18 protein-coding genes are annotated in these 25,756 nt (G+C 40.9%); 11 read left to right on the top strand and 7 right to left on the bottom strand.

Annotation, left to right across the window (positions count from 1 at the left end):
- Window positions 1-19: 19 nt before the first annotated feature.
- The 4 genes from R8N23_RS00480 (at window position 20) to R8N23_RS00495 (ending at window position 5,684) form a co-directional block, all read left to right on the top strand.
- Window positions 20-409 (top strand): hypothetical protein, encoded by a 390-nt coding sequence (locus R8N23_RS00480; RefSeq protein WP_318169591.1) that lies wholly within the window; start codon window positions 20-22, stop codon window positions 407-409.
- Window positions 406-3,201, top strand: a complete 2,796-nt coding sequence (locus tag R8N23_RS00485) for an ATP-binding protein (protein WP_318169592.1) — start codon at window positions 406-408, stop codon at window positions 3,199-3,201. Before R8N23_RS00480 ends, R8N23_RS00485 begins: the two co-directional genes overlap by 4 nt.
- Window positions 3,202-3,360: 159 nt before the next feature.
- Window positions 3,361-3,753 (top strand): hypothetical protein, encoded by a 393-nt coding sequence (locus R8N23_RS00490; protein ID WP_318169593.1) that lies wholly within the window; start codon window positions 3,361-3,363, stop codon window positions 3,751-3,753.
- Entirely contained in the window at window positions 3,750-5,684 is a 1,935-nt protein-coding gene (locus tag R8N23_RS00495; protein WP_318169594.1) for an ATP-binding protein, read from the top strand. Before R8N23_RS00490 ends, R8N23_RS00495 begins: the two co-directional genes overlap by 4 nt.
- 325 nt (window positions 5,685-6,009) lie before the next feature.
- Here R8N23_RS00495 and R8N23_RS00500 read toward each other — a convergent pair whose 3' ends face one another.
- A complete protein-coding gene (locus tag R8N23_RS00500) occupies window positions 6,010-7,374 on the bottom strand; it encodes an IS4 family transposase (RefSeq protein ID WP_318169595.1) in 1,365 nt (454 codons plus the stop codon).
- A 196-nt stretch (window positions 7,375-7,570) separates the two neighbouring features.
- Window positions 7,571-9,355, bottom strand: coding sequence for a glycoside hydrolase family 15 protein (locus R8N23_RS00505; RefSeq protein WP_318169596.1), 1,785 nt, complete (start codon window positions 9,353-9,355; stop codon window positions 7,571-7,573).
- 171 nt (window positions 9,356-9,526) lie between these two features.
- On the opposite strand from R8N23_RS00505, the gene tpiA reads away from it, so the two are divergent.
- From tpiA to R8N23_RS00525, 4 genes are all read left to right on the top strand, one after another.
- On the top strand, window positions 9,527-10,282 hold the full coding sequence (gene tpiA / locus R8N23_RS00510; protein ID WP_318169597.1) for a triose-phosphate isomerase: 756 nt from the start codon (window positions 9,527-9,529) through the stop codon (window positions 10,280-10,282).
- A gap of 28 nt (window positions 10,283-10,310) precedes the next feature.
- The gene (locus tag R8N23_RS00515; RefSeq protein WP_318169598.1) at window positions 10,311-10,646 is read left to right on the top strand and encodes a DUF6150 family protein; all 336 of its coding nucleotides are present in this window, start codon (window positions 10,311-10,313) and stop codon (window positions 10,644-10,646) included.
- Window positions 10,647-11,480, top strand: a complete 834-nt coding sequence (prmA, locus tag R8N23_RS00520; RefSeq protein ID WP_318169599.1) for a 50S ribosomal protein L11 methyltransferase — start codon at window positions 10,647-10,649, stop codon at window positions 11,478-11,480.
- Window positions 11,481-11,543: 63 nt separating this feature from the next.
- Complete coding sequence (locus tag R8N23_RS00525) at window positions 11,544-16,511, top strand: hypothetical protein (RefSeq protein ID WP_318169600.1); 4,968 nt, start codon at window positions 11,544-11,546, stop codon at window positions 16,509-16,511.
- Window position 16,512: 1 nt separating this feature from the next.
- Here R8N23_RS00525 and R8N23_RS00530 read toward each other — a convergent pair whose 3' ends face one another.
- From R8N23_RS00530 to R8N23_RS00540, 3 genes are all read right to left on the bottom strand, one after another.
- A complete protein-coding gene (locus R8N23_RS00530; protein WP_318169601.1) occupies window positions 16,513-17,070 on the bottom strand; it encodes an EF-hand domain-containing protein in 558 nt (185 codons plus the stop codon).
- Window positions 17,071-17,082: 12 nt separating this feature from the next.
- On the bottom strand, window positions 17,083-17,670 hold the full coding sequence (locus tag R8N23_RS00535) for a peroxiredoxin-like family protein (RefSeq protein WP_318169602.1): 588 nt from the start codon (window positions 17,668-17,670) through the stop codon (window positions 17,083-17,085).
- Window positions 17,671-17,759: 89 nt separating this feature from the next.
- Window positions 17,760-18,887, bottom strand: coding sequence for a hypothetical protein (locus R8N23_RS00540; protein WP_318169603.1), 1,128 nt, complete (start codon window positions 18,885-18,887; stop codon window positions 17,760-17,762).
- A 93-nt stretch (window positions 18,888-18,980) separates the two neighbouring features.
- On the opposite strand from R8N23_RS00540, the gene R8N23_RS00545 reads away from it, so the two are divergent.
- Window positions 18,981-19,553 carry a DNA-3-methyladenine glycosylase I gene (locus tag R8N23_RS00545; protein WP_318169604.1) on the top strand — a complete coding sequence of 191 codons (573 nt, stop codon included), beginning with the start codon at window positions 18,981-18,983 and terminating at the stop codon, window positions 19,551-19,553.
- A 48-nt stretch (window positions 19,554-19,601) separates the two neighbouring features.
- A complete protein-coding gene (locus tag R8N23_RS00550; protein ID WP_318169605.1) occupies window positions 19,602-19,736 on the top strand; it encodes a hypothetical protein in 135 nt (44 codons plus the stop codon).
- Window positions 19,737-19,809: 73 nt separating this feature from the next.
- On the opposite strand, the gene R8N23_RS00555 is transcribed toward R8N23_RS00550, so the two are convergent.
- Window positions 19,810-22,185 carry a GAF domain-containing protein gene (locus tag R8N23_RS00555; RefSeq protein ID WP_318169606.1) on the bottom strand — a complete coding sequence of 792 codons (2,376 nt, stop codon included), beginning with the start codon at window positions 22,183-22,185 and terminating at the stop codon, window positions 19,810-19,812.
- A 149-nt stretch (window positions 22,186-22,334) separates the two neighbouring features.
- On the opposite strand from R8N23_RS00555, the gene ppk1 reads away from it, so the two are divergent.
- Window positions 22,335-24,431, top strand: coding sequence for a polyphosphate kinase 1 (gene ppk1, locus R8N23_RS00560; protein WP_318169607.1), 2,097 nt, complete (start codon window positions 22,335-22,337; stop codon window positions 24,429-24,431).
- A gap of 5 nt (window positions 24,432-24,436) precedes the next feature.
- On the opposite strand, the gene R8N23_RS00565 is transcribed toward ppk1, so the two are convergent.
- Window positions 24,437-25,660 carry a Pycsar system effector family protein gene (locus R8N23_RS00565; protein WP_318169608.1) on the bottom strand — a complete coding sequence of 408 codons (1,224 nt, stop codon included), beginning with the start codon at window positions 25,658-25,660 and terminating at the stop codon, window positions 24,437-24,439.
- Window positions 25,661-25,756: the final 96 nt, after the last annotated feature.

Below are 25,756 nucleotides of genomic sequence, written 5' to 3' on the forward strand. Positions count from 1 at the left end.
TTAACCATCTATTCGAAATATGCCTACACCTAAAGACGTGCTGGTCACAGTTACCGTTGACACTTCAGCCATTACTCAAGAAAATGTAAGACAAACCATTGTCCTATCCGACGACAATGGAGGTTCAGACCAAACACCAAATGATAGCTGCACTTTCTTATCTAAAATTAACGATAAAGCCAAAGTCACATTTGAAATTAGGGCAAAGGATGGCTCGACAAGTGTATCCTTTGTGTCATTCAACAAAACAGGCTTAGGGCCAAACGTGATGAATCCCATGCCACATGCACCAAAATGGAGGGCTACAGCGAATGGTAAGAGCAAAGATCGCGAGTCCTATTCATTCACCATACAGGTTGAAAACAAGGGTGAATTTACCCTAGATCCAGAAATTGAAATTTTTCCATGATCCAATGTCATTCCATTTTTAAACTCCTTTTGACTCTCTGCATTTGCTTTAGTTCATTTTTGCCTTCTCAGACATTTGGTCAGTCTGGAAAATTAAATTCACCAGATAGTTTGGTAGCGCTGATTGAAGGAGAAGAACCATTAGTCGATTCTCTTCGATTTTTATATCTACTAAAAATCAGTCAGTACCATACTAGCCCGGCGGTAAGAATCAAATATGCCCAAATAGCTAAAAATATTGCGACAGAAGAAGATAACCTGCTTTGGAAAAGACATAGCGCACATTGTTTGGGATATGCGTATAAACAATCTGGAGATCTGACTTTAGCTCTTGAACACTTTCTTGCTGGCTTAAGATTCGCCCTAGAACTAGATTCCGCACTGATGGTGGCAAATTCCTACAATGCCATAGCCACTGTTTATAAACTGCAAAACAACAATGGACTGGCTTTAGATTACTATAATAAGAGTATTAGTGTGTATGAAAAGCAACAAGATACGCTTCGTCTGGCGAGTTCAATTCTAAATAAAGGTGAACTTCTCCGAGCAAGCAACAATCTCGATTCTGCCATTTCATCATTTAATATATCCATCCAGTTGTATGAAATTATCCAGCATGATAGGTATTTGGCTTATGCCAAAGGCAACTTAGGGTTAGCACTGGCAGAGTTAGGAAATATTGATAACGCAGAGCCATTGATCAATGAAGCCTTAGAAACCCTACACAACTATAATGATCACTATGCCATAGCCAGCTATCAAACTTCCTTAGCGGAAATATACTCCAAGCGGGACCAAACCAATAAGGCAATCATTACATCTCTGAATGCTTTGGTAATTAGCGAAAAATATGGGCTAAAAGAACAAATCAAAGACGTTAGCTTACTTCTATCAGAATTGTTTCGTGATCAAGGTGATTACCGCAAGGCCTATTACCATCAAAACCAATACATCGCCTATCGTGATAGCATAAACAATGAAGAAGTGGTTCGACAAATGGCCGACCTGCGTACGGACTTTGAAGTGTCTAAAAAACAAGTAGAAGTAGACCTACTCAGCGAAAAAAACAGAAATGCAAACCTCATGCTCTATGGGGCTCTACTTGGTTTGTTGTTTGTGGTGGGCGTGGCCATCGTGATTTACCGTGCCTTGGTTGCCAACAAAAAACTTTCAGCAATCAATCGCCGGCAGGCCGACCGCCTCCAGCAACTCGACGCTGCCAAATCACGCTTCTTTGCCAATATATCACACGATCTTAGAAGCCCCTTGACGCTGATCACTGGCGGCATCAACCAGGTGCTTCAAAACAAAGACGTTTTCCTTACAAAGAAAGCCGAACAACAACTCCAAACAGCCCAGCTCAATAGCGAGCGCATCATACACATGACCGGAGAGATCAACGAATTGATCCAACTCGAGGAGGGCAAGCTTACCTTGCACAAAGCCTATGTGGACTTAGACCGCATGCTTACGCTCTTCGAGCAGATGTTTAGCGCCACCGCCGAACAACACGAAATCGAATGGAGTTATACCAAAGACGCCACGTTAGAGCAGCCGATTGTACACGTCGATCCGCACCAATTCGAAAAGGTGCTGTTCAACCTGATCACCAATGCCATAAAGCATACCCAGCCAGGAGATCAAATAGCCGTTCGATTGACGGGGGATGATCAAAATGTACAGCTCTCCGTGAGCGACACCGGCGAAGGCATACCACCAGAAAAACTTCCTCATATCTTCGAAAGATACTTTCAAGCACCCGACAAAGATTATAAAGCCAAGGAGGGTTTTGGTATTGGTCTCGCACTCGTGCAAGAGATCGTACACCAGCACGGAGCCAAAATCAAAGTGGAAAGTAAGCTCGGCAAAGGCTCCACTTTTGTGGTGACTATGCCTCACCAGGCAGTTGTAGATCAAGAGCTTTATCAACTCACCGACTTAAGCTACAGCGGCGAGAAACAAGCGCTGTATCGTGACATAGACGATCAGTTGGCTGGCTCGAGGCCAACCGTGCACTTAGATACACTCAAGAAAAATGATCGTGAAACCCTAGCAACAATTCTAGTGGTGGAAGATCATCCAGAAGTGCGTGCATACATCACGGATGTGATTGAAACCAGCTATCAGGTGATCCATGCGCCTAATGGACTGAAAGCGCTTCGCATGCTGGAAACAGAATCCGTCGACCTAATCATTACAGATTTGATGATGCCCTGGCTGGATGGGTTCGAATTGCTAGAGCGCCTCAAAGAAGATGAGAAGTATCGAAAAATTCCGGTGCTGGTTCTCTCCGCCCGTACATCAGAGAAAGATAAATCACGAGTTTTGTCTCAAGGTGTGAATGACTTCTTATGCAAACCTTTCAAACCCAACGAATTGCTTCAACGAGTAGAAAATCTGCTTAACATGAAAGCCACTTGGAACAACTCTGATCCAAATGCTTTGGTGATCAATAATACCGAGACACTAGCTGATGTAGAAAAGTCTATACTCAACAAAGTAGAACAACTCATCTTTGATAAAATCGATGACCCGCACTTGAGCATTGGCTATCTGGCAGATCAAATAGCTATGAGTGAAAGGAATTTCTATCGAATGATCAAACGACTGACGGATGCCACACCGTTAGAACTGATTAAAGAACTGAGACTGCAAATGGCTCATAAAATCCTGAATGAAAAAACGGTAAGTAACAGTTCAGAAGTAGCCAAGCAAATAGGCATCAACAACGTCACCCACTTCAATACCCAATTTAAAAAGAGATTTGGCAAGAGCCCCAAAGACCTCATCTAGAATGTAATCTTTTTCATTTCATTTTGTATGGAAAGAAGAGTTACACACTTTCACCATTTCATATCTCTAAATCTTCTTTTTTTTCCTCCACATTGATTAATATTAGGGTTCCACCTGTTCTCAATTAGTTTTATTTTTAACTTTAAACAAAGAATAAGTATGCCTCAACCAAAGGACATTACTGTAACTGTTACCGTGGATACGGAAACCATTACACAAGCAAATGTGAACACTACCATCGTACTCACAGATGATAACAATGACCACGACAATACTCCAGGTGATAGCTCAACCTTTGACATTATCGCCAATGACGGAGCTACAATTACTTTTCAAATAGCACAAAAAAATGGGGGTACTGGGGTTTCCTTCGTTTCATTCGACAAGGAACCAGGTGGATCAGCAATTATGGACCCACTACCATCCTCTCCAAATTGGGTTGGAACAATTAATGGTGCTCAGGAAGCAACTGAGAGTTATTCTATAACTATTGACGTTCCAAACAAAGGGCAATTTACATTAGATCCCAAAATAGATATTAAGGGGCCTTGATAATAACCAAAAACAAAGCAACTATAATTTTAGCCTACATTTTTGTAGGCTTTCTTGTTCCCTTGGCCTACGGACAAAATCAAAATCAAGCAGATAGTTTAATAGAGTTACTTAATGCTCCGAATAAATATACAGATTCAACTATTTGTGCGATCTATAATGACATAGCGTTTTATTCAACTCAGCCTAACAAGCGAATTCAGTATGCGAAAGAAGCCTCAAAACTAGCCTCCAGAATACAAGATGAGCGTCAACTTGCACTTAGTTTAAGATACCAAGGATCAGGCTACAGCTCTAAAGGTCATCTAAGTGAGGCCATCAAACTATATCTGGCCTCGGCCATTCATTATTCAAAAGCAAAATTAGACTTAGGTGTCGCTGTAGTTTACATTGATCTAGGAGATATTTATTCAAAACAGAAGAATTTTAAGAATTCAACTTATTACTATAATAAAGGAATTCGCATATTACGAGAAAAGCAGGATTCAATAAGGCTTGCTAGTGCTCTTTTAAACACTGGGGATTTATATCTGGAATCATTGATCTATGATTCGGCTCTTTTATATTTTCAAGAATCGGAGAAAATTTTTGATTCAATTGATTATCCCATCGGTAAAGCCTATTGTATTGGGAACGTTGGATTGATACTTTCTCATACAAAAAGCTTAGAACTCGGCGAAAGAAAAATAAAAGAAGCAATTGATATTTTAGAAAAGCATAATCATGTCATTGCTATATCGATTTACCAAACTTCATTAGCAGATATTTACGCACAACGTGGGGACTTAAATAGAGCGCTGAATTATGCATACAGCGCCCTTTCCATTGGAGAAGAAGAAGGTTTAAAAGAACAAATAAGAGATGCCAGTCTCAAACTTTCAGAGCTATATCAAACTCAGGGTGACTATAAAAAGGCTTACAATTATCAAAGTCAATATATAACTTTTCGAGACAGCATTAACAATGAAGAAGTGATCCGCAAGATGGCCGACCTCCGTACAGAGTATGAGGTGGGACAAAAACAAGCCGAAGTAGATCTGAAACAAACAGAAGTGGATTTACTCAATGAACAAGCAAGAAATAATCAGATCGTGCTCTGGAGTGTGATTGTAGTATTGGTATTGGTCCTATGCCTGACCTATGCATTGCTCAAAGTCTATCGAGTAAAAGCGCGTGCCGTGAGAATCGTGCGACAAAGGCGGCGTGTCATCGCTGCGCAGCGTGATCAACTGGAAGATGTCAATCGCACCAAAGACAAATTCTTTTCTATCATCTCTCATGATATTCGCGGTCCTATTAGTAATTTTCAAGGGGTCTCTCAGCTGATTCATTTGCTGGTAGAAAGTAAGGATTATGACGGCTTACTCAAGTTGGGTACAATGCTAGACACTTCCACCAAAGAAGTTTCTTCCTTGCTAGATAATCTCTTGGAATGGGCTATGAGCCAGCAGGGGCGCATGCCTTACAAACCTGAAACTATCAAACTTCATGAGCTGTGTAATTCCAACCTCAGCATCATGGAGAATCTAGCTACTGCCAAGCAAATCACCTTGACCGAAAAAGTAAAAGAAAAAGTCACCATCACCGCAGATAAAAACAGCATATCTACCATTATTCGGAATCTACTGAGTAATGCAATCAAGTTTACTCCTGAAGGTGGAACCGTAGATCTCCAGTTGAGTTACGATCTAAATATGGCGGTACTGATAGTCAAAGATTCTGGAATCGGTATACCCAAAGAGAAGATGCAACACCTATTCGACTTCAAAGGCGAACGCAGTCGCTGGGGTACGGGTGGAGAAAAAGGCGTAGGTCTTGGACTGACGCTGATTCACGAATTCGTAGAGCTCAACAAAGGCAAGATCGAGGTGGATAGTGAAGAAGGTAAGGGGACTACTTTTAAGGTTTACTTGCCTTTGGTTATCGATTAAGATGGCTTCATCATTCCACGATGACCTAAAACGGCATTCGGGGAATCTGTTCGCTAGGAGAGCTGCTTTTCTCCAACAAGCTATTAGCCCGAAAAGGATTACCTGGATAAACCAGGTGATGACGCCCGTTCAGTCTATTATCATCGGACGCCTTGGCTCGTGTTTTCACGAAGCATAATCAAAGTAAGGTTCGTGAGGACACGAACCTGATCTGTTGGCATATTCCGATCTCCAAAAAAACAACCCTTTGCGGACCGGTTCCGCGACCCGTCTGAAAAAACTTCTGCTGCCCGAAATACAGATGCCGCAACAGGTGCCATAGCCGTCAAGTTAAGAAGTTGTTTATGGTCTTAAACACATTTTGTTTTCCGTTTTTGGTTTCAGTGAGATATTTTCTATCAGATCGGATGAGTAATTTTTTAAACCAGTATTCTAGGGGTTGGTCTTCAAAAACAACTTTCTTGAGGTCATTAGATAGCCTAAAAGCTGTTTTGAAAAATTTATTCTGACTGCACCGTATAGCCATTCCTTGGTCAAGCAAGCCCTGTTCTATTAACCTGAAGGCTTGATAGTGGAGCATGATCCAGATAAAGCGGGCAATAAGCTGGCACTGGAATCTTTCCTGTTTCATAGCTTTCATTTTGTCAATTCGGGCTTGTGATTTCCAGGCTTTGAATACAAGTTCGATTTGCCAGCGGGTGCGGTATATGCCTTGAACCTGTGAAGTGGAAACCCATGCTTTTGGCACATTGGTTATAAATATGTTCAGCCATGCCCTTGTTTTATACTCTTTACTGACCTTGTGTCTACCATGGGCTGCTCTTTCAGCCCTCAATAAACGTTGTTTGTAAACCTGCTCGGGCACTTTTGCAACAATCATTCGCATCGGCATATCTGCGATTTTCACCTCCAGCTCTAAAGCAGGCAATGTGTGTTTGTTGAGTTTTCTCAATATGGCAGAAAAGTCGATTGGAGCCTGGTCCACATCCTGAACGCCCCACCTGCTGTTTAAGCGGTTCAGGAAATAAGCCCCTTGTTGGGAAACATGCTTCAGATAGTGCTGGGTCACATAGCCCAAGTCCCGAACCAAGAGGTCTCCCTTTTCGATATCGCCCAGGGTTTGCCTAGAATCTGTTTGATCATTACGGCAGGCTGCCGTCAATTCCAGCCTTTGAGTGACATTGGTAAGCAAATCATATTCATACTGGATACTGATCTGGGCCTTGCTGCCTTGGCCTCCATGACCTTTGAACGTTTTGGCATAAGCCTCTGGAAGCGTGTACCGTGTAGAATCTTTGACCATCACCCGATTGAACCGCTTAAATTTGTTTTGTTCAGATGGGTTCAAATTCAGCTGCCCAGCCAGCAATTGGCTAAGCAAAGCACTCATAAATTCGACAGCCTTGATATTGAACCGCTCTTGGACGGCTTGTTTTGAAATAGACAAACCATGTTGCTCAACAAAACCATTGGCCAGATCCTCAAGGCTCACTTGATCTAGGTACTGATCACAAAAAAGAAGTAGATCAAGGAACTTAGATGCGTCCAAACGTGACTTACGCTGTACAAAGCCACTCTCCCTGGCCAAAAGATCAAGTTTCTCTTTAGAAAAAATCTTATTTAAACAGCCTGAAAAACAACTGGCCTTAGCCTCAATTAGTTGTGAAATTTCTTGTCGGTTCTTCCCCAAACAGTATTTTTGAGAAAGAAAAAAGGCAGGTCACTAATACATCAAAAGCCCGCCTTTTTGTTCATTTAAAAATCAAACAAATATGGGGAAGAACACTAGGTATTCCTAACTGGGATACCATGCCCAAACCACAAATTCAGTCGAGAAAACCTTAGCTTGACGGCTATGGCAACAGGTGCGGCAAGGAGTATTCCACTTATCTAAAATCAGGCTTATCCAACTTCTTAGCAATTCTATGCGCAGCATTCAATAGACCTACGTGACTATATGCCTGAGGGAAGTTGCCCCACATGCTGCCATCGTGCTCATTCACATCCTCACTCAAAAGACCCACATGATTAGAATAACCGACCAAATTATCGAAGTACTCCACGGCTTCATCCACGCGACCCACACAGGCCAAGGCCTCCACATACCAGAAAGCACAAATCAAGAAGGTAGTTTCGGGCTCACCAAAATCATCCTGATGCTTATATCGATAGAACAAGCCATTGGAAGCTTTCAGGTCTTTCTCCATGGCTTTGAGGTGCTCCTTGGCTCTATCAGAGTTGTTGTCCAGGTAGCCCATGTTGATCAACTGCAAACAACTGGCATCCATACGATCTGTACCGATCGCCTGACTATAGCCTTTCTTGCTGGCGCTATAGCACTGCTCAATTTTAGCCTTGGCTATTTTTCCGAGCTTCTGAGCCAGTTTGCCCATTTTTTCATCCTTCAAAACCACTGCGATCTTTTCTGCCGCCATGCTTCCTGCCCAGTGAAACAAATAAGTATAGCAGTGATGTTGACTCAAGTTTCTAAATTCCCAAAGGCCTGCATCTGTCTGCTCCATGGTTTTTTCGATCAGCCCAAGTGTCTTGTGAATCAAATCACCAGAGTCGTACCTTTCGGTAAATATGATTCTTTGGTCATAGTATAGCGGAAGCAAAGACAAAAGCACCTGTCCGTACACATCATTTTGAATATGTTCATAGGCCTGATTTCCGACTCTGACGGGCTGATTACCCTGATAGCCTTTCAGTTTGGTTTCTATCTCCACCAAATCTTTCTCTCCTCCAATACCAAACAATGGCTGATAGCGATCATTTTCCGCACTGGTGATATTCATGATGTAGTGGAAGTACTTTTCCAGCTCCTCAAAGTGACCAATGTGATTGAAGGCATTGAGTGTATAGTAGGTATCACGCATCCAGCAGAATCGATAATCCCAATTTCGGGTAGACCCAGGAGACTCTGGCAAACTGGTGGTAGTAGCAGCTACAATAGCGCCAGTATCTTCAAACTGATGAATCTTGAGCGTAAGCGCCGAGCGAATGGCAGCCTTCTGATAGAAGTTGGCAATACTCGCTGTCTTCACCCATTTGTGCCAATAGTTGACCGTACGGTTCAAGAATAGCTCCGCGGTCTCTTTCAAATCTGTTTCCAATGGAGGCCCGAAGGTCAATACCAAATACTTAGTTTCGTTTAGGACAAACTCCTGATCTTTCATCAAATAGCTCAATGAGATGTTGGTAGTCAGTCGTACCTGAGATTCTAATCCTATATAGCGGATATGGTTGCTTCCCATGCTTCGTTCTGGACGGGTATTGCCATAATCACCTACCGGGTCACAGACCACTTTGATGTTTGGATGCTCAGATATCGGCTCGATCTTTCTTATCAGCATCAACGGCTTATAGCTGCGCTCAAATTGCAAATATCTTGGCGCAAAATCCGTGACTCTATACTTTCCAGTGGAGCTTGTTATTTCTGTGCATAGCACATTGGTATTTTCCAGATAATATTGTTTCGAATCATAATCACCCTCCACAGGTAAAGCTGAAAACTCACCTCCCTTTTCATCGTCGATCAGATTGCCGAAAATGAAACTGCTGTCGAATCTCGGCCAACACATCCAAGCGATGTTGGTATCTGTTTTGATGTGAGCGGTATATGCACAGTTGCCAATTACACCATAGTCATAGGTATGTCTATTATCCATGTTTCTGGGATTAGAATTTCAAGAAAATTAGTTTTTGGATCGTGCGCTGTGAGATTGAATAATAATCTGGCCAATTCAATCAATACGCTAAAATGATGAAATATTATCAATTAATGCCATAAATATTGCAACTTTGTTCAGCGAAAATTCACATTTATTAATAAACACACAATGAGAAAGAAAATAGTAGCGGGAAACTGGAAGATGAATAATGACCTGGTGGCGGGTAAAAAATTAGCACAAGAAGTGCTGGACAAAGCCACAGGAAACGAAGAAGCGCAGATCGTTTTGGGCACGCCGTTCATCCATTTGACTGCTTTAGCGGAAACTGTAGTTGGGAAAAAAGGAATTGAAGTAGCAGCACAAAATTGTAGCGACAAAGCTTCCGGTGCCTACACTGGTGAGACCTCAGCGGAGATGATCAAGTCTACTGGCGTCAACTATGTCATATTAGGGCACAGCGAAAGAAGAGAATACTTCAACGAAACCAATGCTGAATTAGCAGCAAAATTAGATTTGGCGCTAGCCAACGGTTTGACTCCAATATTCTGCTGTGGTGAGCCGCTTGAAATCAGAGAAGCGGATACGCAGTATGATTATGTCAAACAGCAATTGACTGAAAGCTTGTTTCACTTATCTGATGAGGACTTTGCTAAAATTGTAATTGCTTACGAACCAATTTGGGCGATCGGTACGGGCAAAACAGCCACATCAGCACAAGCGCAGGAAATGCATGCCGAATTGAGAAGTCACTTGGCTAGCAAGTTTGGACAATCCGCTGCAGACGCCTGCCCTATTCTTTATGGAGGTAGCTGTAAGCCATCAAATGCCAAAGAAATCTTCGAAGGAGCAGATGTAGATGGTGGTTTGATCGGCGGAGCATCTTTGAATGCAGATGACTTTTTAGCGATAGTCAACTCATTCTAATTAGTGAATTAAGCAACATTCTCCCGTTATGATTTCATTTATAATTTCGCTGTTGATATGGAGCTGGGGTGATACACCTACTTCAGCCCAAATTGACCCTTGTGAAATTTATGGCAAGGTTTATATCGAGCCTAATCCCCGCTTTGCTCATTTTCGAGTTTATGAAGATGAATCGGAAGCTTTTGCAGACATTATCATTTTCGTAGAAGAAAATTCTTTGTTTGCCGATGAGGTAGGTCACTGGTCTTTTGTGGAAGACCGAGATTTTGCTGATGTTTACATATACTTTGAAAAAGACAGAAACATGGCGGACTTTTCGGTATACTATACCGAGTATGCTTCCTTCGCCGGCTGCAATAGATAAATGACCTTTACCAAAATAATATTCCAAACTAACCGAGAATTCGCTGATATCTTAACTGCGGAATTAGCCGAAATGGGCTTCGATACTTTTGAAGAAACTGAAAAAGGAATTGACGCCTATATTCTTACCGAACGATACGCCAGTCGATCGATTGCTGAAATGGTAGATAAATACAAATCGCTGGCCTCGATCGAGTACAAAGTAGAAACCATAGAGAAAGAGAACTGGAACGAAGAGTGGGAAAAGAACTATGATCCAATTACTGTAGACAGTCGTTGTAGAGTAAGAGCCACTTTTCACGAACCAGACGATTCTTATGATCACGAAATTGTAATCACTCCCAAAATGTCTTTTGGCACAGGCCATCACGCCACTACGCAAGGTATGCTGGAGTTGCAATTAGACAATTCCTTTGAAGGAAAGTCTGTGTTAGATGTAGGGTCCGGCACGGGGATTTTGGCGATCATGGCCTCAAAACTTGGTGCCACCTATGTAGAAGCCACCGATATTGACCAATGGTGTGTGGAAAATGGTTTAGAAAATTTCCAGCTCAATGGCCTTCAAAATATTGATTATCACAAAGGAGCCATTAGTACACTCGAATTGAACAAATCGAAATATGATGTGGTCATAGCCAACATCAACAAGAATGTGCTCTTAGAAGAAATGTCTTATTATGCGAGTCTGCTTGAAAAAGGAGGCCAATTATTTCTAAGCGGCTTTTATGAAGAAGATATCCCAGATATAAAAAATAGCACCGATTCTTATAATCTTTTGCTTGAAAAATCAGTTATTAAAGATAACTGGACGGCGTTGATGTTCAGTAAATACTGATAAAGCCCTTAGCATATCGCCATCGGTTTACTATCTTTAGCCGTTGATTCAGAATAGCATTGAATGGTCTGGCATAGGCGTATATATTTTCTTCTTTTTTTCACCCTTTATACAGGAATAGCGCAAGCACAATACTTCAGGTTTTCACCTGAACCAGATCAGTTTGTAGAAGATGTGGTTCGCAATATATCTGGCATTGGAACAGAACCGGCTGAAAAAGTATCTTATGACTTTCGAAACGTCTGGACTTCGCAACTCACAGACGATCAAAAGGCTTCGATCATAGCGCTTTGTACGAAAATGGAAGATCGCCGATTTGGCACTCGCCCCTATCACGAATACTTCTTCAGCCTAATTACCTATGCGCTAACACAAGAAAACATCAGCACAGATCAGATGTCTGAAATTCTGAATGTCTGTCATTACGCCGTTGATCATTTTCATAAGGACGAAGTTTCTGAGTTTTTCAAATCTCTCACCTTCTTCTTTGCTCGAGGGGCGCTGTATCACTCTCACTACAACAAGTTGTCTACCACCGGTGGTTCATACAAAGTGGTCTTGCTCGAAGAGTCACTTCCAGAGCCTAAGCCCGAGGAGACGGAAGAAATAGTAGAAGAAGAATTTATCTCTGAAGATGAAATTGAAGAACCGCAGGAAAAAGAATATGTTGAAGAAGATACTGGCTCCGATGATTGGGGTTCGGACGACGGATGGGGCAGCGATGATGGATGGGGTTCTGACGATGGATGGGGCAGTGACGACAGCTGGGGCAGCGTTGACAGCTATGGAAGTGATGATAGCTTTAGCGACGAAGTCGGAGAAGAAACCTATGAGGAAGAAAAGAAACCTTTGGTTCTAGAGCGTCAGACTTTTTCTCTTGAAAAAGTGGATCATGTAGCGGAAATGCAAAACAATGATAAAGATCCCGTACTAGCAGGTCCTGCCTTACAGCTTTCAGGCATCGATTTCAAAATTTCAACTCCATACGATACCTTATCCATTACCAATGCATCGGGTACATTCCTCATTAAGGATCAAATCTTCGTCGGAACATCCGGAGAGGTAGATTGGCCAGATGATCTTCGAGGCACAGATGGCGCAGTGGTCAATTTAGAAGGCTATTCCTTCAATGTGAGAATTCCAAGATTACGTACATCGAGAGCAAAACTCAAATACCCTGAGCTATTTAGTGGAGAGGCACCTGGAGCATTCACTTTCAAAAGTGGAAAGCGACTAGCCCATGAAGAAAAAGTATATCCGCAATTCATTTCTCACTATTCAGATTTGGAATTAACACTTCCAGATAAACACTTAAAGTATAAAGGTGGGTTTGCCATGAAAGGAGCTAGAAAATTTGGTACTTCTGTTTCAAAAACACCTTCTGTACTAGAAGGCGCAAGCAAAGGGAGATCCTTCAAGTCCGAAGCCGTGGAATATGCTTTTAAAGACTCTCTGATTTTATCGGACCAATCAGCGTTTGTGCTATATCATGGCGAAGATTCTATTTATCATCATATGGTTCGGTTTGATTATGATCAAGCCATTTCAAAGCTCACGCTACTCAAGGATAAAGGTGAATACAAAAACACCTATTACTACTCCTCGTTTTTCAAACTTGAGTTTAAGGCAGATATGCTGCAATGGGCATTGGAATCAGACAGTATCAATATTTCAATATTAAATGCCAAAAATCGAGTACCCGCTTTGTTTGAATCAGAAGAGTATTTTAATCCGCTCAGGTACAAAAAAATGACCGGCATGTATGAGTTTCATCCTTTGCGTGCAGTGGTAGAATTCGCAAGATTAGTTCAAAGTTCTGAGTACAATTTGTTGGAAATGCAGGAGCACTTTGGTCTTAAACCGGAGCTCGCCCGATCGGCTATGATCTTCCTAAAACAAAACAACTATATCCTTTTTGACGAAGAAAATCAACAAATTAAAGTATTAAGAAAGGCCTTCCATTATGTGATGGCCTATACCCGCCAAAAGGACTTTGACAACATTCTGATCTCTTCTCTTAACCCTCAAGGTGCAAACGCCACATTAAACTTTGAGACTGGTGAAATGGATGTTCAGGGAGTCAGCAAAATCGTAGTTACGCCTGATGAGGATGTTCGCATCACGCCTGACTCCAGCAGAATCACGCTGCTTCAGGATAAGAATATGAAATTTAGTGGAGGTGTAAACGCAGGTGACTTCAGCTATCAGGGAAAAGAATTTTTCTTTAATTATGATGAGTACCTGATTGAAATGCCTGTAATTGACTCTATGAGAATTCAGGTAGACTTTCATGATGGAGAGGATGAAGAAAAAACTTCATTAAGCAATCATCTGACCCAAACCTCAGGCACACTGTATATTAACCATCCCAAAAATAAAGCTGGGGTAAGAAATTTTGCACAGTATCCTTTCTTTGTTTCGGACTCAGAAGCCATTGTATATTTCGACGGGCCGGGCATTTTGGATGGAGCATATGATAAGTCAATCTACTTTGTGGTACCTCCATTTGAAATGGATAGCATCAATAGAGATGACCCAGCTGGTATTGCTTTCAAAGGAACTTTCATTACTGGAGGAATTATACCCCCAATTGAAGAAAATCTCGTGATTATGCCAGACAGGTCTTTAGGGTTTGAACACATCATTCCTTCAGAAGGATACCCGCTGTACAAAGGGGAAGGAATCCTTTACGACAGTTTGACCCTGAGTGCAGATGGTTTAAGAGCCGATGGGCGAATAGATTATCGGACCACCACCGTTAATTCCGATGATTTTATATTCTATATGGATTCTGTATCCGCAGTTGGCCAGGAAGGAGTGATTCGTGAAGGAAAAATGGATTTGGCTTCGTATCCAGAAGCCGTGTTGGCTGATTACAAAATGCTTTGGAAACCACTCAAAGACAGCATGTATATCGCCAATAGAAATGAACCTTTCCAATTTTATAATTCAACGGCCTCATTAGATGGAAAGGCAAATATTACTGCCGGGGGAGTCTACGGATCTGGCACCATGTTATCCAGAGGGTCAAAGTCTATTTCAAATGAATTTCATTTTAGTCAAACTGAGTATTCAGGACGGCATGCAGAATTCGAAATTCTGACCGATAACCCAGACAAGCCTGCGATGAAAGGCGATGACATTGCGCTCAATTTTGACTTGTTCGAAAATATCGCCACCGTAAGGCCAGAGCAAGAAGGTGTAGCAGCAATCAGTTTCCCTTATGCTCAGATGAAAACGTCTATAACCGAGGCTACGTGGTATTTAGATTCGGACCGAATTGCCATGGTTAAGCCAGACGAAGTAGATATCATGTCTTCGTATTTCTATACTACTCGTGAGGAACTGGATTCCCTGGCTTTCAATGCTACTAACGCTATTTACGACATCAACACCTTTGAGCTTAATGTACAAGGCATTCCCTATATCAAAGTAGCTGATGCAGAAATTATACCTGATAATAATGAAACCACCATTTACGAGAATGCGGTGCTTAGAACTTTTGAAAATGCCAAGTTGAAAATTGATACGCTTAATGGGTATCACAATTTGTTTGATGGCAATATCACAATTATTTCCAGTAAGAAATTTGAAGGCTACGCTACCTACGAATTGGTCAATGCTGCTCAAGACACCTTTGCGATCAAGTTTGACAGTTTTGAGCTCAAAGGATTTCAAGTTGGAAGAAATGAATACGATAGCATGACTGTTTCCGGCGGAACGGTATTAGAATCCCAAAAAGTTCAGCCGTCTCCTGGGTTTTTCTTTGCGGGTGACGTGACCATGTATGCCGACAGAAAGAATCTGGAAATGGAAGGTCAAGTACGACCCAATATCACCAGTTTGGGTGAGTTCGATTACTGGATCAATTACAACGTCCCTGAAGGGCAAGATGAAGTGATCATAGATATCGACACAGCCACTACCACTACCGGACAGCCTGTAGTCGCAGGTCTCTTGTACAATAGTGTGACCTACGACGTCTATATGGCCTATGTTCATGACAAAATCAGGCCAGCGGATGAATACATCTATAAGGCGGGAGGACTTTTGACTTATATTGACTCCTTGGCGGAATTTAGAATCGAGGATCCTTCAAAGACGACAAACGAAACCTACTCGGGGAGAAGTTTTATCTATAACGACAAAACTCAAGAACTACTTTTTGAAGGTCCTGTCAATCTTATCAAAAACAAACCAGAGTTTTCAATGGAGGCTACCGCCTTAGGTTTTGCCAAACCTGATTCCAACACTTACTTTATGGATGCCATGTTGGCACTGGATATAAAACTACACCCAACAGTTATTACCTCGATGACATCAGATATCGTGGATGTGGTTGCTCAAATTGGCCCAGATGTGGCACATAGCAACAGTATCGAGGTGATGTACAAGCTAGCTGACATGATAGGGGATCCTGCCACCAAGAATTACGAAAATAATTCCATGAATGAGTACATGGCCCTATCCGAAAGTTCACCGAAGGTTACCAAAACACTATTCATTTCTAACGTTAACCTGGCATGGTCTCATAGACATCGTGCGTTTTATAATACTTCGAAACTCGGGCTTTCTCATATTTTACAAACAGACATCAATGCACTTTCTGATGGGTTTTTAGAAATCAAAAAATCTGATGACGGAGATGATATTGTACATTTATTTCTACAAATCGCTCCGTCCACGTGGTACTTCTTTAGTTATGAACACGGGCGTCTTATGATGTTTTCATCAAACACTGACTTCAATAACTTTGTAACTGAAAACTCAACGGTTGCAAGTACAGGATTAGGAGAATACACCACTGTAGTAGGCGATGAATTTGAAGTACTGAAGTTCGTCAATGACTTTAGAAATAGATACTACGGGATCAATGAAGCTTATAGCCTCGAATACCCAGAAGAAACCCACCTGGAAGAGGATAGCTACGAAACCATACAAGAGGGAGCTGATCCTCTACAGGAAGAACCTGTAGAAGAGGATTATAATACGTTCGAAGAATTAGACGAAGACGAAGACGATGGATTTTAAATCAAATCTTGCTTTCTTCCCATCCACCAAACAACCAGTTTCCAGCCGCATTAGGATTATCGCTTCGCATGAATTGATCTACTGATCTAATCATTTCTTCTTTTGACAAGCGACCATCCTGATTGGTATCCAAGTTTCTAAAAGCCTTTGGTGCAAAGCGCACTTCTATCCTCATGCCAATGAAAAGGTCGATATATTCCGTTTGTGAAATGTAGCCGTCATCATTGATGTCGAACATCTTGAATATGGTAGTTACGAAATTATTCAAGTACTGCTTGTAGGTTTCTAAGTTCTTAGGGTCTAGCAATACAGTCATAAACTTCAACCACTGCTGCTCAGTTCCCTGACCATTTTCTACATAAGGCACTAGTTTGTCCCAGATACCGTTGGTCATAGCCATTACGACTTCGTATTCAGGAGTATCTAAATCAATGTCTCGAATGATGGCTAGATTTTCGCCTATAGCTTCAAAATCGTCCGCTTCGATTGATCCATTTTTGTCAAAATCAAGAATATTGAAAAAATGGCTTAGTTTTTTAATTTGTAGTGGTGTTAGCATAGTACCTCAAACTTATAGATTCTGTAAGATTTTACCTACGGTTGCTCGCTTCTTGTAATCAGGATCAAAGAAGGCGTATAATATTTTTTTGTCCTGACCTATGATGTATGTGGCTGGCACTGGCAAATTCGGCCCATTGTCGCCGTTAGCTGCATCTAGGTCAATCCCCCATTTTTTATACTTTTTCAACAACGCTTCTTCCATTTTGAAAGCCACATGATAGGTATTCATAATGGATAGATCTTTGTCATGAATGATTTTGAATGAAGCTCCCGTTTTGTCTACGGTCTTGGCAATGCTTTCAGGCTTCTCTGGCGTCACAGCCACTACGATACCTCCTCTTTCGGTAATAAAGTTGAGTGAATCTTCCATTTGTGAAAGTTGCTTATTGCAATGAGGACACCAAAAACCTCTATAAAACATCAAAACCACTGGTCCCTTTTCCAAGGCGCTGTAAAGTTCAAATGATTTTCCGTTTTGATCAATGCCTTTGAAGTTGAGCGCTTCATCTCCTTCATTAAGTTGGAATGGTGCTTCCTGAGCCAATATTGGTTGCGAAAGCAGACAAGCAAAAAATAATATGATCCAACTAAATCTCATTCTTGACACTTATATTTTTAATTAAGCTAATATAGCTTTTAATACACTTCATTAGCAAACTTTAGGATGTTTTGAACACCAGAAGTTGACTACTGAACTTTCAAAATATCTTTCATATGGAAGATGAAATTTTGTAGCGCTTGTTCCCATGTCAAATCTGCATCCCATCGTGAGCCCAAATAAGCATCTTGGGTATAAACATGCTTTACATAATATTTGAAAACCACCGCATCCACAGGCAAGGTATTTAGCGTACTTCCGGCTCGGATAGTTACGTAGTCAGTTTCATAAGGATCAACCTCATAGTCCAGCATTTCCTTTATGGTTTTACCGGAGCCATGCATAGTCAACAGCACAAATTGATACCCTTGATTATAAATATCCACATCTGAAGCCGTTTCTGAAAATTCATACCCCAATGGGTAGTCCAACATAATTTCTTCAAGCCTTTTGTTCTTCCGATCCACTTCGGCATTATATGCCGCTATTTTTGCTAAAGCATCAGCGCCAAGCGCTGTACTATCTTCCATTTCATATTTCTGAAACTTTGGCACCACAAGCTTATCAACTTTCAAATCATTGGCATAGGTAGGTATTCTCTTTCCCTTTAGGATCTTGGCATCTGTGAAAAACTCTGGTAAATCGGGGATCAAATAATTTTCCCTTTCCATTTCTGCACGGATTACGTCCTTTCTCATTTCACTAAGCAATACATCCAAATCTGGCCCCTCTGTTTGCCAGGCTTTTTGTCTTTCGGATACAAATGAAGGTTTGTCATTGAATCCGCTGATCGATATACGAAAAGATTCCACTCCCGCTTGATTAGATTCTGATTGCTCTAGAATGATGATGTATTTGATTTCGCGCCTTTCCATTTCCTTAGCAAATGACTCATTAGCGTCTGGGCTGGCAAACATATCATCCAAATAGTAGTAAGCCACTGCATCTATTTTCATCCTTTTGAAGGCCTTGTGCACTTTTTCTGAGAGACCCTTCCAATCTGCTCTTAAGTTGGGATCCTTTTTAGACCTAGGTACTGAAACCAACACAACGGACTTTCTTGAAAGCAAATATTTGGGAAGATGGGGTTGAATGTCCAGGCTTTTCATGTCGAGCCATTGATCTCCACTCGGTTGCGCATTTAGCGTAGGGCTAAAAGTGCACAGCGTAAGCATAAATAAAAGGGAAACGATCAGTGGTTTGGTATGCGTTTGCAATGGACTATTTTGCTTTTCTATTGAAAAATGAACGTTGAAAATTAGCCAAATTGATGCACAACCACGTATTTTTATTTGAATAATCTAAACAACATGAGTAAAACAAAATGTGAATGGGCCTTAGGGCATTTCGAAGCTTATGAACAATATCATGATGAGGAATGGGGAGTACCCACTCATGATGACCAAGTACATTTCGAGTTTTTGATCTTAGAAAGCGCACAAGCTGGCTTGAGCTGGAGTACTGTACTAAAAAAACGAGAAGGTTATCGTGAGGCATTCGCCAATTTTGACGTCACTAAGGTGGCAAAATTCAATGAAGAAGATATTCAGTCACTCATATCCAACCCGGCCATCATCCGTAATCAACTAAAAATCCGAGCCGCAGTGAATAATGCCATTCAATTTCTTGAAGTTCAAAAAGAATTTGGTTCCTTCTCCAAATACATCTGGTCGTTTGTAAAGAATGAAACCATTGATGGCCACTGGCCTACAAAAGATCAAGTCCCTGCTACCAGCCCAGAATCGGATGCGCTAAGCAAGGATTTGAAAAAAAGAGGGTTCAAATTTGTAGGCAGCACCATTATGTATGCACATATGCAAGCCACAGGTTTAGTCAACGATCACACGACAGACTGCTATAGATACAAGGAACTTTTGAGTTAATTGTATTCTTACTTAACTTCGCCATGTTAATTTAAAAGAACCAAGATTATGTTTAATCCAGCAGTTACTTCAGGAGTTGATTTGTTTGTAAATATTGTGATCGTATTGGCGAGTTTCGCAGCAGCGGTTTCTTTCATCGACTTCAGAAACACAAATAAGAAAGAAGAGAAAGAGGCCAAATAAAAGTCCTTTTTTTAAAAGATATTAATCCCACCTCTCATTCCTGATCAACATCTGGGTCGAGAGGTGGGATTTTTTATGCTACTTCCAGTAGTTTTTTGACTTCATCCATAATTGACGAAGAGCCGGTATTTACAGCTATTCTTAGTGCTTTGAGCCCACTCACTCCCTGCAATTCTTCCAACTCTAATCGCTCCACTTTTCCTGTCAACAGATCCTTGCTTTTCAAGTAATCGATGTACTTCATATATTCTTCTGCATCCTTGTCTTGGGAGTAAATAATGGCAATTTTGCCAGGTTGCGTAATACGTTCCTGAGTATCCTTCACTAATGCTTTATCTATTCGCTTCTTCGTGATTTCATAGCGGATGTTGTAAGCACCGTCTACATCAAACTTCTTTTCCTCCTGTCTAAAGCGAATCGATAGTGGATTAGAATGCACCAAAATGAGGTGTGTCGTTTCTAGTGGCATGGCCAGTTCGTTGACCATGGTTGCGGTTCGATTAGCAATTTCCGCAGTAACAACCAATTGCCACAGTCTTAAATTTCTGAGATAGACTTCATCGAATTTTAAATGCTCCACCATGGAAGCACCTATGTAAATATTATGCTCCACGCCATCCGTCTTATACTTTTCGAAGTAATGCGGAAACATCTTCTGCGCTGACTTTTCTTCCTCATCCAAAATACTACCTATTGTATCATTAATGGCCGTCAAACTATCTTCGAAATGCTTTCTATGTTCGTACACCACCCCAATACTTGGATCCAAAGCCTCCCAATAAGATTTAGAGAACTCCTTGTCCTCAACATGGTTCGCCTCTATGTTTTTTATGATAGGCTCGACCTCCTGCTGCAAAAATTCCAAGATGACCGACTCATCGCCTGTAACTAATTTGTCCTTAATCTTCTTTCTGAAATTATCCAGGCGAAAAATGGTTTCATCCAAAATTGGCAAATTGGTCATCTCTATGGCTTTGCCCAGCACTTCTTTTGCCAACTGAAGTTGGCGATTCAAGTCCTTGTATATGCACTTATGGCGCTCTACAGAAGAATTTCTAATATCAGAAGCGGCATACAATGGATACACATCATTAAAAACAATTTGCGGCGCAACGGTCCTTTTCTTCTGCGCTTTTTGATCCAACATTTGATGAGCTGCATCATTAAATTTCCATTCTACAGTAGGATGGATTGAAGTATATTTTTCTTTAATCAGATTCTGAATGGTGTTTTCCAACTCTTCTGAACTTCGTTTAACAGCTATCGCAAACAGTGGCAATACCTCCCTGATTTTGGTCAATGTTAGTGCATTCAAATCTCCCCTATTAGGAGACGCTAATTCCAATAACCCCACAAATTCATCATTATAAAATAATGGATTAAGAATCAGGTTTTGAACCCCACTGTCCTGAAGTACTTCAGATTGCGGTTCCAATGGCATACAACATTCTGACATGTCTTCTACTACCATGGGCTCTGCTTGATTGGCAAATCGCTCAAACAAATTGGCCGTAGCCTGTGGGCACTCCAACTTATCATGATTTCCAATGAGTATACTTCGTCTGGTATTTCTACCGAAATTGAAAAACCTATTTTTGCTCTTTTGATAGGCCGATATTCCCAATTTCAAATCTGAAAGCTGAAGCAAGGATCTAAATTTTTGCTCTAAATCGTCAAAGCTGCTTTCCTCCGTGATACTATCTTTTTCCAGCAAATTCTCTTTCATTCTTGAGAGTACCTGATCTTTGGTTACCTCTGTCAATTTGAAAACAATCAACCCTTGAAATTCAAAAATCTCAGTGGGTAGTTTTTCCATCCAAACATCTACATCCTCTACATGATCCGTTAGAAGTTTTAAGTCTTCTTCCGTCAGCTCAGGCAAGTCTCCATTCAGAATAATTTCACAAAACTTCGGATTGATCTCAATCTTAAAATATCGTTTTAGCCCTGTGCGTTGATCAGACAGTGTGTATATGATATCTTTATTCAACTCGATGGTCAGCCCATAGTAGGTATGCATGATAGCGAAATAGGCCGCCATGGTCTTATGAAGCATGATCTGAGCCATTTCCTCAGGGTCGAGCAATGCCTCATATGATCCCGCCTGAGTCATCAAGTCCTGATAACCTTTGGTTGAATGGACATCCTGCTTTTTGAATGGAGCCATCGCCGATACCATTTCTTCCTCCTCTGTAAAGGGAGAAAAAATAGCGGTCATCAGGAGATCTACTGTTTCTTTGTGTTTTTCAAGGATCTCGAGATCTTCAATAGGAGCAAGCAGCTCTGGCGCTTGACTAACCTTCTCCATGATTATTTTGGCCGTAGAGGCCAAATGAGCATTTGAATCATTGATACGAAGCCCCCAATAGCCAATCAAATTGGCTAGACTCAATTTACATTCAAATGGGAATTCTAATCCCAAATCGCACCGGTCAAGTTCTGCGTCCATAGTTATTGTTAAAAGCTTCTATTTGCGAACGTGTACCCATATTTTTAAGTTTCATTTGAATTCGAAAAGATTTAACACATATATCACAGGCATCTCAAAGGAATTGAAAGCCGTTTGACTTATATTTCTCTCTCAATTGAAAAAGGGCATTGGAAGCAAATCAGGATACCGAACAAGAAAAACAGGAAGTAGTAAACACTTATTTCAATAGAGATTTAAGTTGGCTCACCTTTAATTATAGAGTACTGCAAGAGGCACAGAGCAACGAAGTCCCCCTTTTTGAAAGACTTCGATTTTTGGCCATCTATTCCTCCAATCAAGATGAGTTTTTCAGAGTTCGAGTAGCCAATATTCGTCGGCTTGTAGAAATAGGAAAGAAAAAAATTAATAGGGCGCTTGACATCAATCCTGATGAACTGCTTGATAAGATTCATGAACGAATTCAAATCCAGCTGGATGAATATGGCAATACACTTCGAAATCATGTCCTGAAGGAATTAGAAAAAAATGGTGTTTTCATTTTAGCTCCAGAGCAATTGAATGAAGATCAGCGTGCGGCATGCCTATATTACTTCAAAACGAGGGTTCTTTCATTTCTTCAGCCCTATCATTTTGATTTGGCCATCAGAGAACCTTTTCTAAATAACAGAGAACTATATTTTGCACTTAAATTAAGGAGCAAATATTCACAAGGAATTAAGTTCGCCTTTCTTAATATTCCGTCTAACCGATTACCTCGATTTTTTAAAATCCCATCTCCTAATTTTCAGTTTCACTACATCTTTTTGGATGACATCGTAGCCATGCATTTAGACTTCGTCTTTCCAGATTATGAAGTTTTGGAATGCAAGAGTATCAAAATGAATAAAGATGCCGATCTGAATATTGAGGATGAATTCAGCGGAGATTTAGTAGAAAAAATTCAAAAACAGATTCAAAAAAGAAATTTGGGTGTTCCATCCCGTTTTCTTTATGACAGAACCACATCACCAGAACTCTTAGAAAATTTCCAGGACGTCTTTCATTTGTCCGAAGACGATCTAGTCTCTGGGGGAAAATATCACAGCCTTTTCGATTTTATGGATTTTCCCAATCCTGTTGGTCACTCCTTGGAGTTTGAACCTCAGGAACCTTTAAGAAACCACAAGATCGACCGACATAGATCCATATTCACAGCGATTGATGAGTCGGATCAGATGCTTCATTTCCCCTATCACAGCTACAACTATATTCTTCAGTTTTTTAATCAAGCGGCGATCGATCCTCACGTGGCTGAAATAAAAGTGGCCTTCTATAGAATGGCGTCCGATTCCCTTATTGGCAACGCCTTAATTTCTGCTGCAAAAAATGGGAAAAAGGTGACTGTATTTATTGAGCTCAAGGCACGTTTCGATGAAGAGAACAACTTGATCTGGGCCGAAAAAATGCAAAAGGAGGGAATCCGAATTATATATAGTATTCCTGGCCTAAAAGTCCACGCCAAAGTAGCCTTGGTAAAAAAGAAAACAGACGATGGGTCAAACAAAATCTATTGCTTCTTCGGAACTGGCAACCTCAATGAGAAAACGGCCAGCATTTACTGCGATCATGGGCTGCTTACTTGCCATACCAAAATGGGGCAAGAATTAGATGAGTTGTTCAAATACCTCTACAGAAGAAAACAACCCAAGCCATTCAAGCATTTATTGGTTTCCCAATTCAACATTGTAGAGGAATTCAATAAGCTCATTCAGCGTGAAGTCAATCACGTCAAAAATGGAAAAGAAGGTAGGATTATCATCAAACTAAACAATATCGAGGAACGCGGCATGATAGACAAACTGTATGAAGCCAGTCGTGCCGGTGTAAAGGTTGAAATGATTGTAAGAAGTATCTGCTGCTTAATCCCAGGAATTGAAGACATGAGCGAAAACATTACGGTTCGTAGAATTGTAGGCAGATACCTTGAGCATGCTCGAGTATTTTGGTTCAATAATGCCGGCAAAGACGAGCTGTTTATGGGTTCGGCAGACTGGATGAAGCGAAACTTAAAAAGCAGAATTGAAGTGACATTTCCTGTCTATGACCAAGAAGTGAAACAGGAAGTGAAGGAAATATTAAAGCTTCAGCTACAGGACAATACTAAAGCTGTGATGCTCGATGAAAACCTGAAAAACGTTAGAGTAGAACGTAGTAAGGGTGAGAAACTTTACAATGCTCAGGTAGATACCTATGCGATGGTAAAGAAATGGGAGCAAATCTCCTGATTCGCTTAATACATGTACTGATTTTTGAAAAACACTTCAGCGATAATAAAAGAGAGTACGGCAATCACAAAACCAAACATAAACACTGTATACGCCACCCTCAATCTCTTATATTTCTTGCCTAAAACAGCTCCCAGATAGTAAATGTCTTTGATCAGACTGCCATACAAATAATTGCTGTCTTTCATCAATTCTTTCATGCCCCACTCATATTCCTCCAAACTCATTTGGTGAAAATTGCCGAAGAAAAGCAGGTTCGTTCGTTGGTTCATGATGTCACTTTGTGTGAACTTTCCTTTGGAAATATTTGGCCGGGTCGCCAAAATACTCAGTACGATTGTCACTAAGCAGATGACCGTCATAATCAATGTAGGAATAATGAAATGTGGATACTCTTCCAGCTTCCTTATTAATACTGAGACTATAATAGATAAAATGATCGAATTGATCGAAATCATAATATTGGCTTTGTTGTCAGCCATAGCACTCAAATCCAAATGATTTTTGGAGGTGGTACGAAACATGGTCTCAATGCCGCGGGTAGGTTTATTGTCCTTGACGGTTGCCTTTTCTAGTTTCTTTTCCAGGCTAGCAATTTTTTTCTTTAGGTCAGCGTTGCGTTCTCTTTTGCTCTGTGAGATCTGTTTTTTCAACTCCTCCAGATTTTTCGCCTTCCCTTCTTCAAAGTGCTTGCGTGCGTATTCGGTGAAATAAGTATGACCACTCAAAAAATCGGCATTAATTTTTCTCCAGGCAGAATTCTTAAACTCCTCTTCCTTGATATCTTCCCATTCCTTCCTTAGCAACTTAGCCCGAGGTTCAAACTGATCCGTGGAAAGATGATACAGGTCCGCATCACAGAGCACAGCTTCTAGGTGATTAAGCGGGCGCTGAGGCATCATGGTCGCCATGATACAACCTTCCACTTGTGAAATTCGATCCGAAGGAAAATTCTGTTTCTCTAAATATTCTTTGGCGATTTCAGCACTTCTTTTTTCATGGCAGTCACAATCACTCACGTGGCCTAAGTCATGAAACCAAGCGGCTATTTTTACAGTCTCCTTTTCTTCTTCACTTAATCCTTCGCCATCAGCAATCAAACCAACTGCTTTAACCACTTCTTCTGTGTGTGCGAGATCATGATACACAAAGTGCTCAGGCAAGTCCTTCTTCAAAGAAGAACTAACATAAGCTTTCACCTGTGATAAGACTGATGTAATAGTTGCCATTTATTTTTGGTTAAACCACAAATTAACAAAAATGAGATGAAACAAATTCCTGACTAATGGTGTAACATACCAAACGCATTTCATAATTTTAGTGTT

This window comes from Reichenbachiella sp., assembly GCF_033344935.1.
Classification (GTDB): Bacteria; Bacteroidota; Bacteroidia; order Cytophagales; family Cyclobacteriaceae; genus Reichenbachiella.

What these genes read in the sequence shown, in the direction of transcription:
- R8N23_RS00480 (WP_318169591.1), top strand. Translation starts at nt 20, where the DNA reads ATGCCTACACCTAAAGACGTGCTGGTCACAGTTACCGTTGACACTTCA.
- R8N23_RS00485 (WP_318169592.1), top strand. Translation starts at nt 406, where the DNA reads ATGATCCAATGTCATTCCATTTTTAAACTCCTTTTGACTCTCTGCATT.
- R8N23_RS00490 (WP_318169593.1), top strand. Translation starts at nt 3,361, where the DNA reads ATGCCTCAACCAAAGGACATTACTGTAACTGTTACCGTGGATACGGAA.
- R8N23_RS00505 (WP_318169596.1), bottom strand. Translation starts at nt 9,355, where the DNA reads ATGGATAATAGACATACCTATGACTATGGTGTAATTGGCAACTGTGCA.
- tpiA (WP_318169597.1), top strand. Translation starts at nt 9,527, where the DNA reads ATGAGAAAGAAAATAGTAGCGGGAAACTGGAAGATGAATAATGACCTG.
- R8N23_RS00515 (WP_318169598.1), top strand. Translation starts at nt 10,311, where the DNA reads ATGATTTCATTTATAATTTCGCTGTTGATATGGAGCTGGGGTGATACA.
- prmA (WP_318169599.1), top strand. Translation starts at nt 10,647, where the DNA reads ATGACCTTTACCAAAATAATATTCCAAACTAACCGAGAATTCGCTGAT.
- R8N23_RS00525 (WP_318169600.1), top strand. Translation starts at nt 11,544, where the DNA reads ATGGTCTGGCATAGGCGTATATATTTTCTTCTTTTTTTCACCCTTTAT.
- R8N23_RS00530 (WP_318169601.1), bottom strand. Translation starts at nt 17,070, where the DNA reads ATGCTAACACCACTACAAATTAAAAAACTAAGCCATTTTTTCAATATT.
- R8N23_RS00535 (WP_318169602.1), bottom strand. Translation starts at nt 17,670, where the DNA reads ATGAGATTTAGTTGGATCATATTATTTTTTGCTTGTCTGCTTTCGCAA.
- R8N23_RS00545 (WP_318169604.1), top strand. Translation starts at nt 18,981, where the DNA reads ATGAGTAAAACAAAATGTGAATGGGCCTTAGGGCATTTCGAAGCTTAT.
- R8N23_RS00550 (WP_318169605.1), top strand. Translation starts at nt 19,602, where the DNA reads ATGTTTAATCCAGCAGTTACTTCAGGAGTTGATTTGTTTGTAAATATT.
- R8N23_RS00555 (WP_318169606.1), bottom strand. Translation starts at nt 22,185, where the DNA reads ATGGACGCAGAACTTGACCGGTGCGATTTGGGATTAGAATTCCCATTT.
- R8N23_RS00565 (WP_318169608.1), bottom strand. Translation starts at nt 25,660, where the DNA reads ATGGCAACTATTACATCAGTCTTATCACAGGTGAAAGCTTATGTTAGT.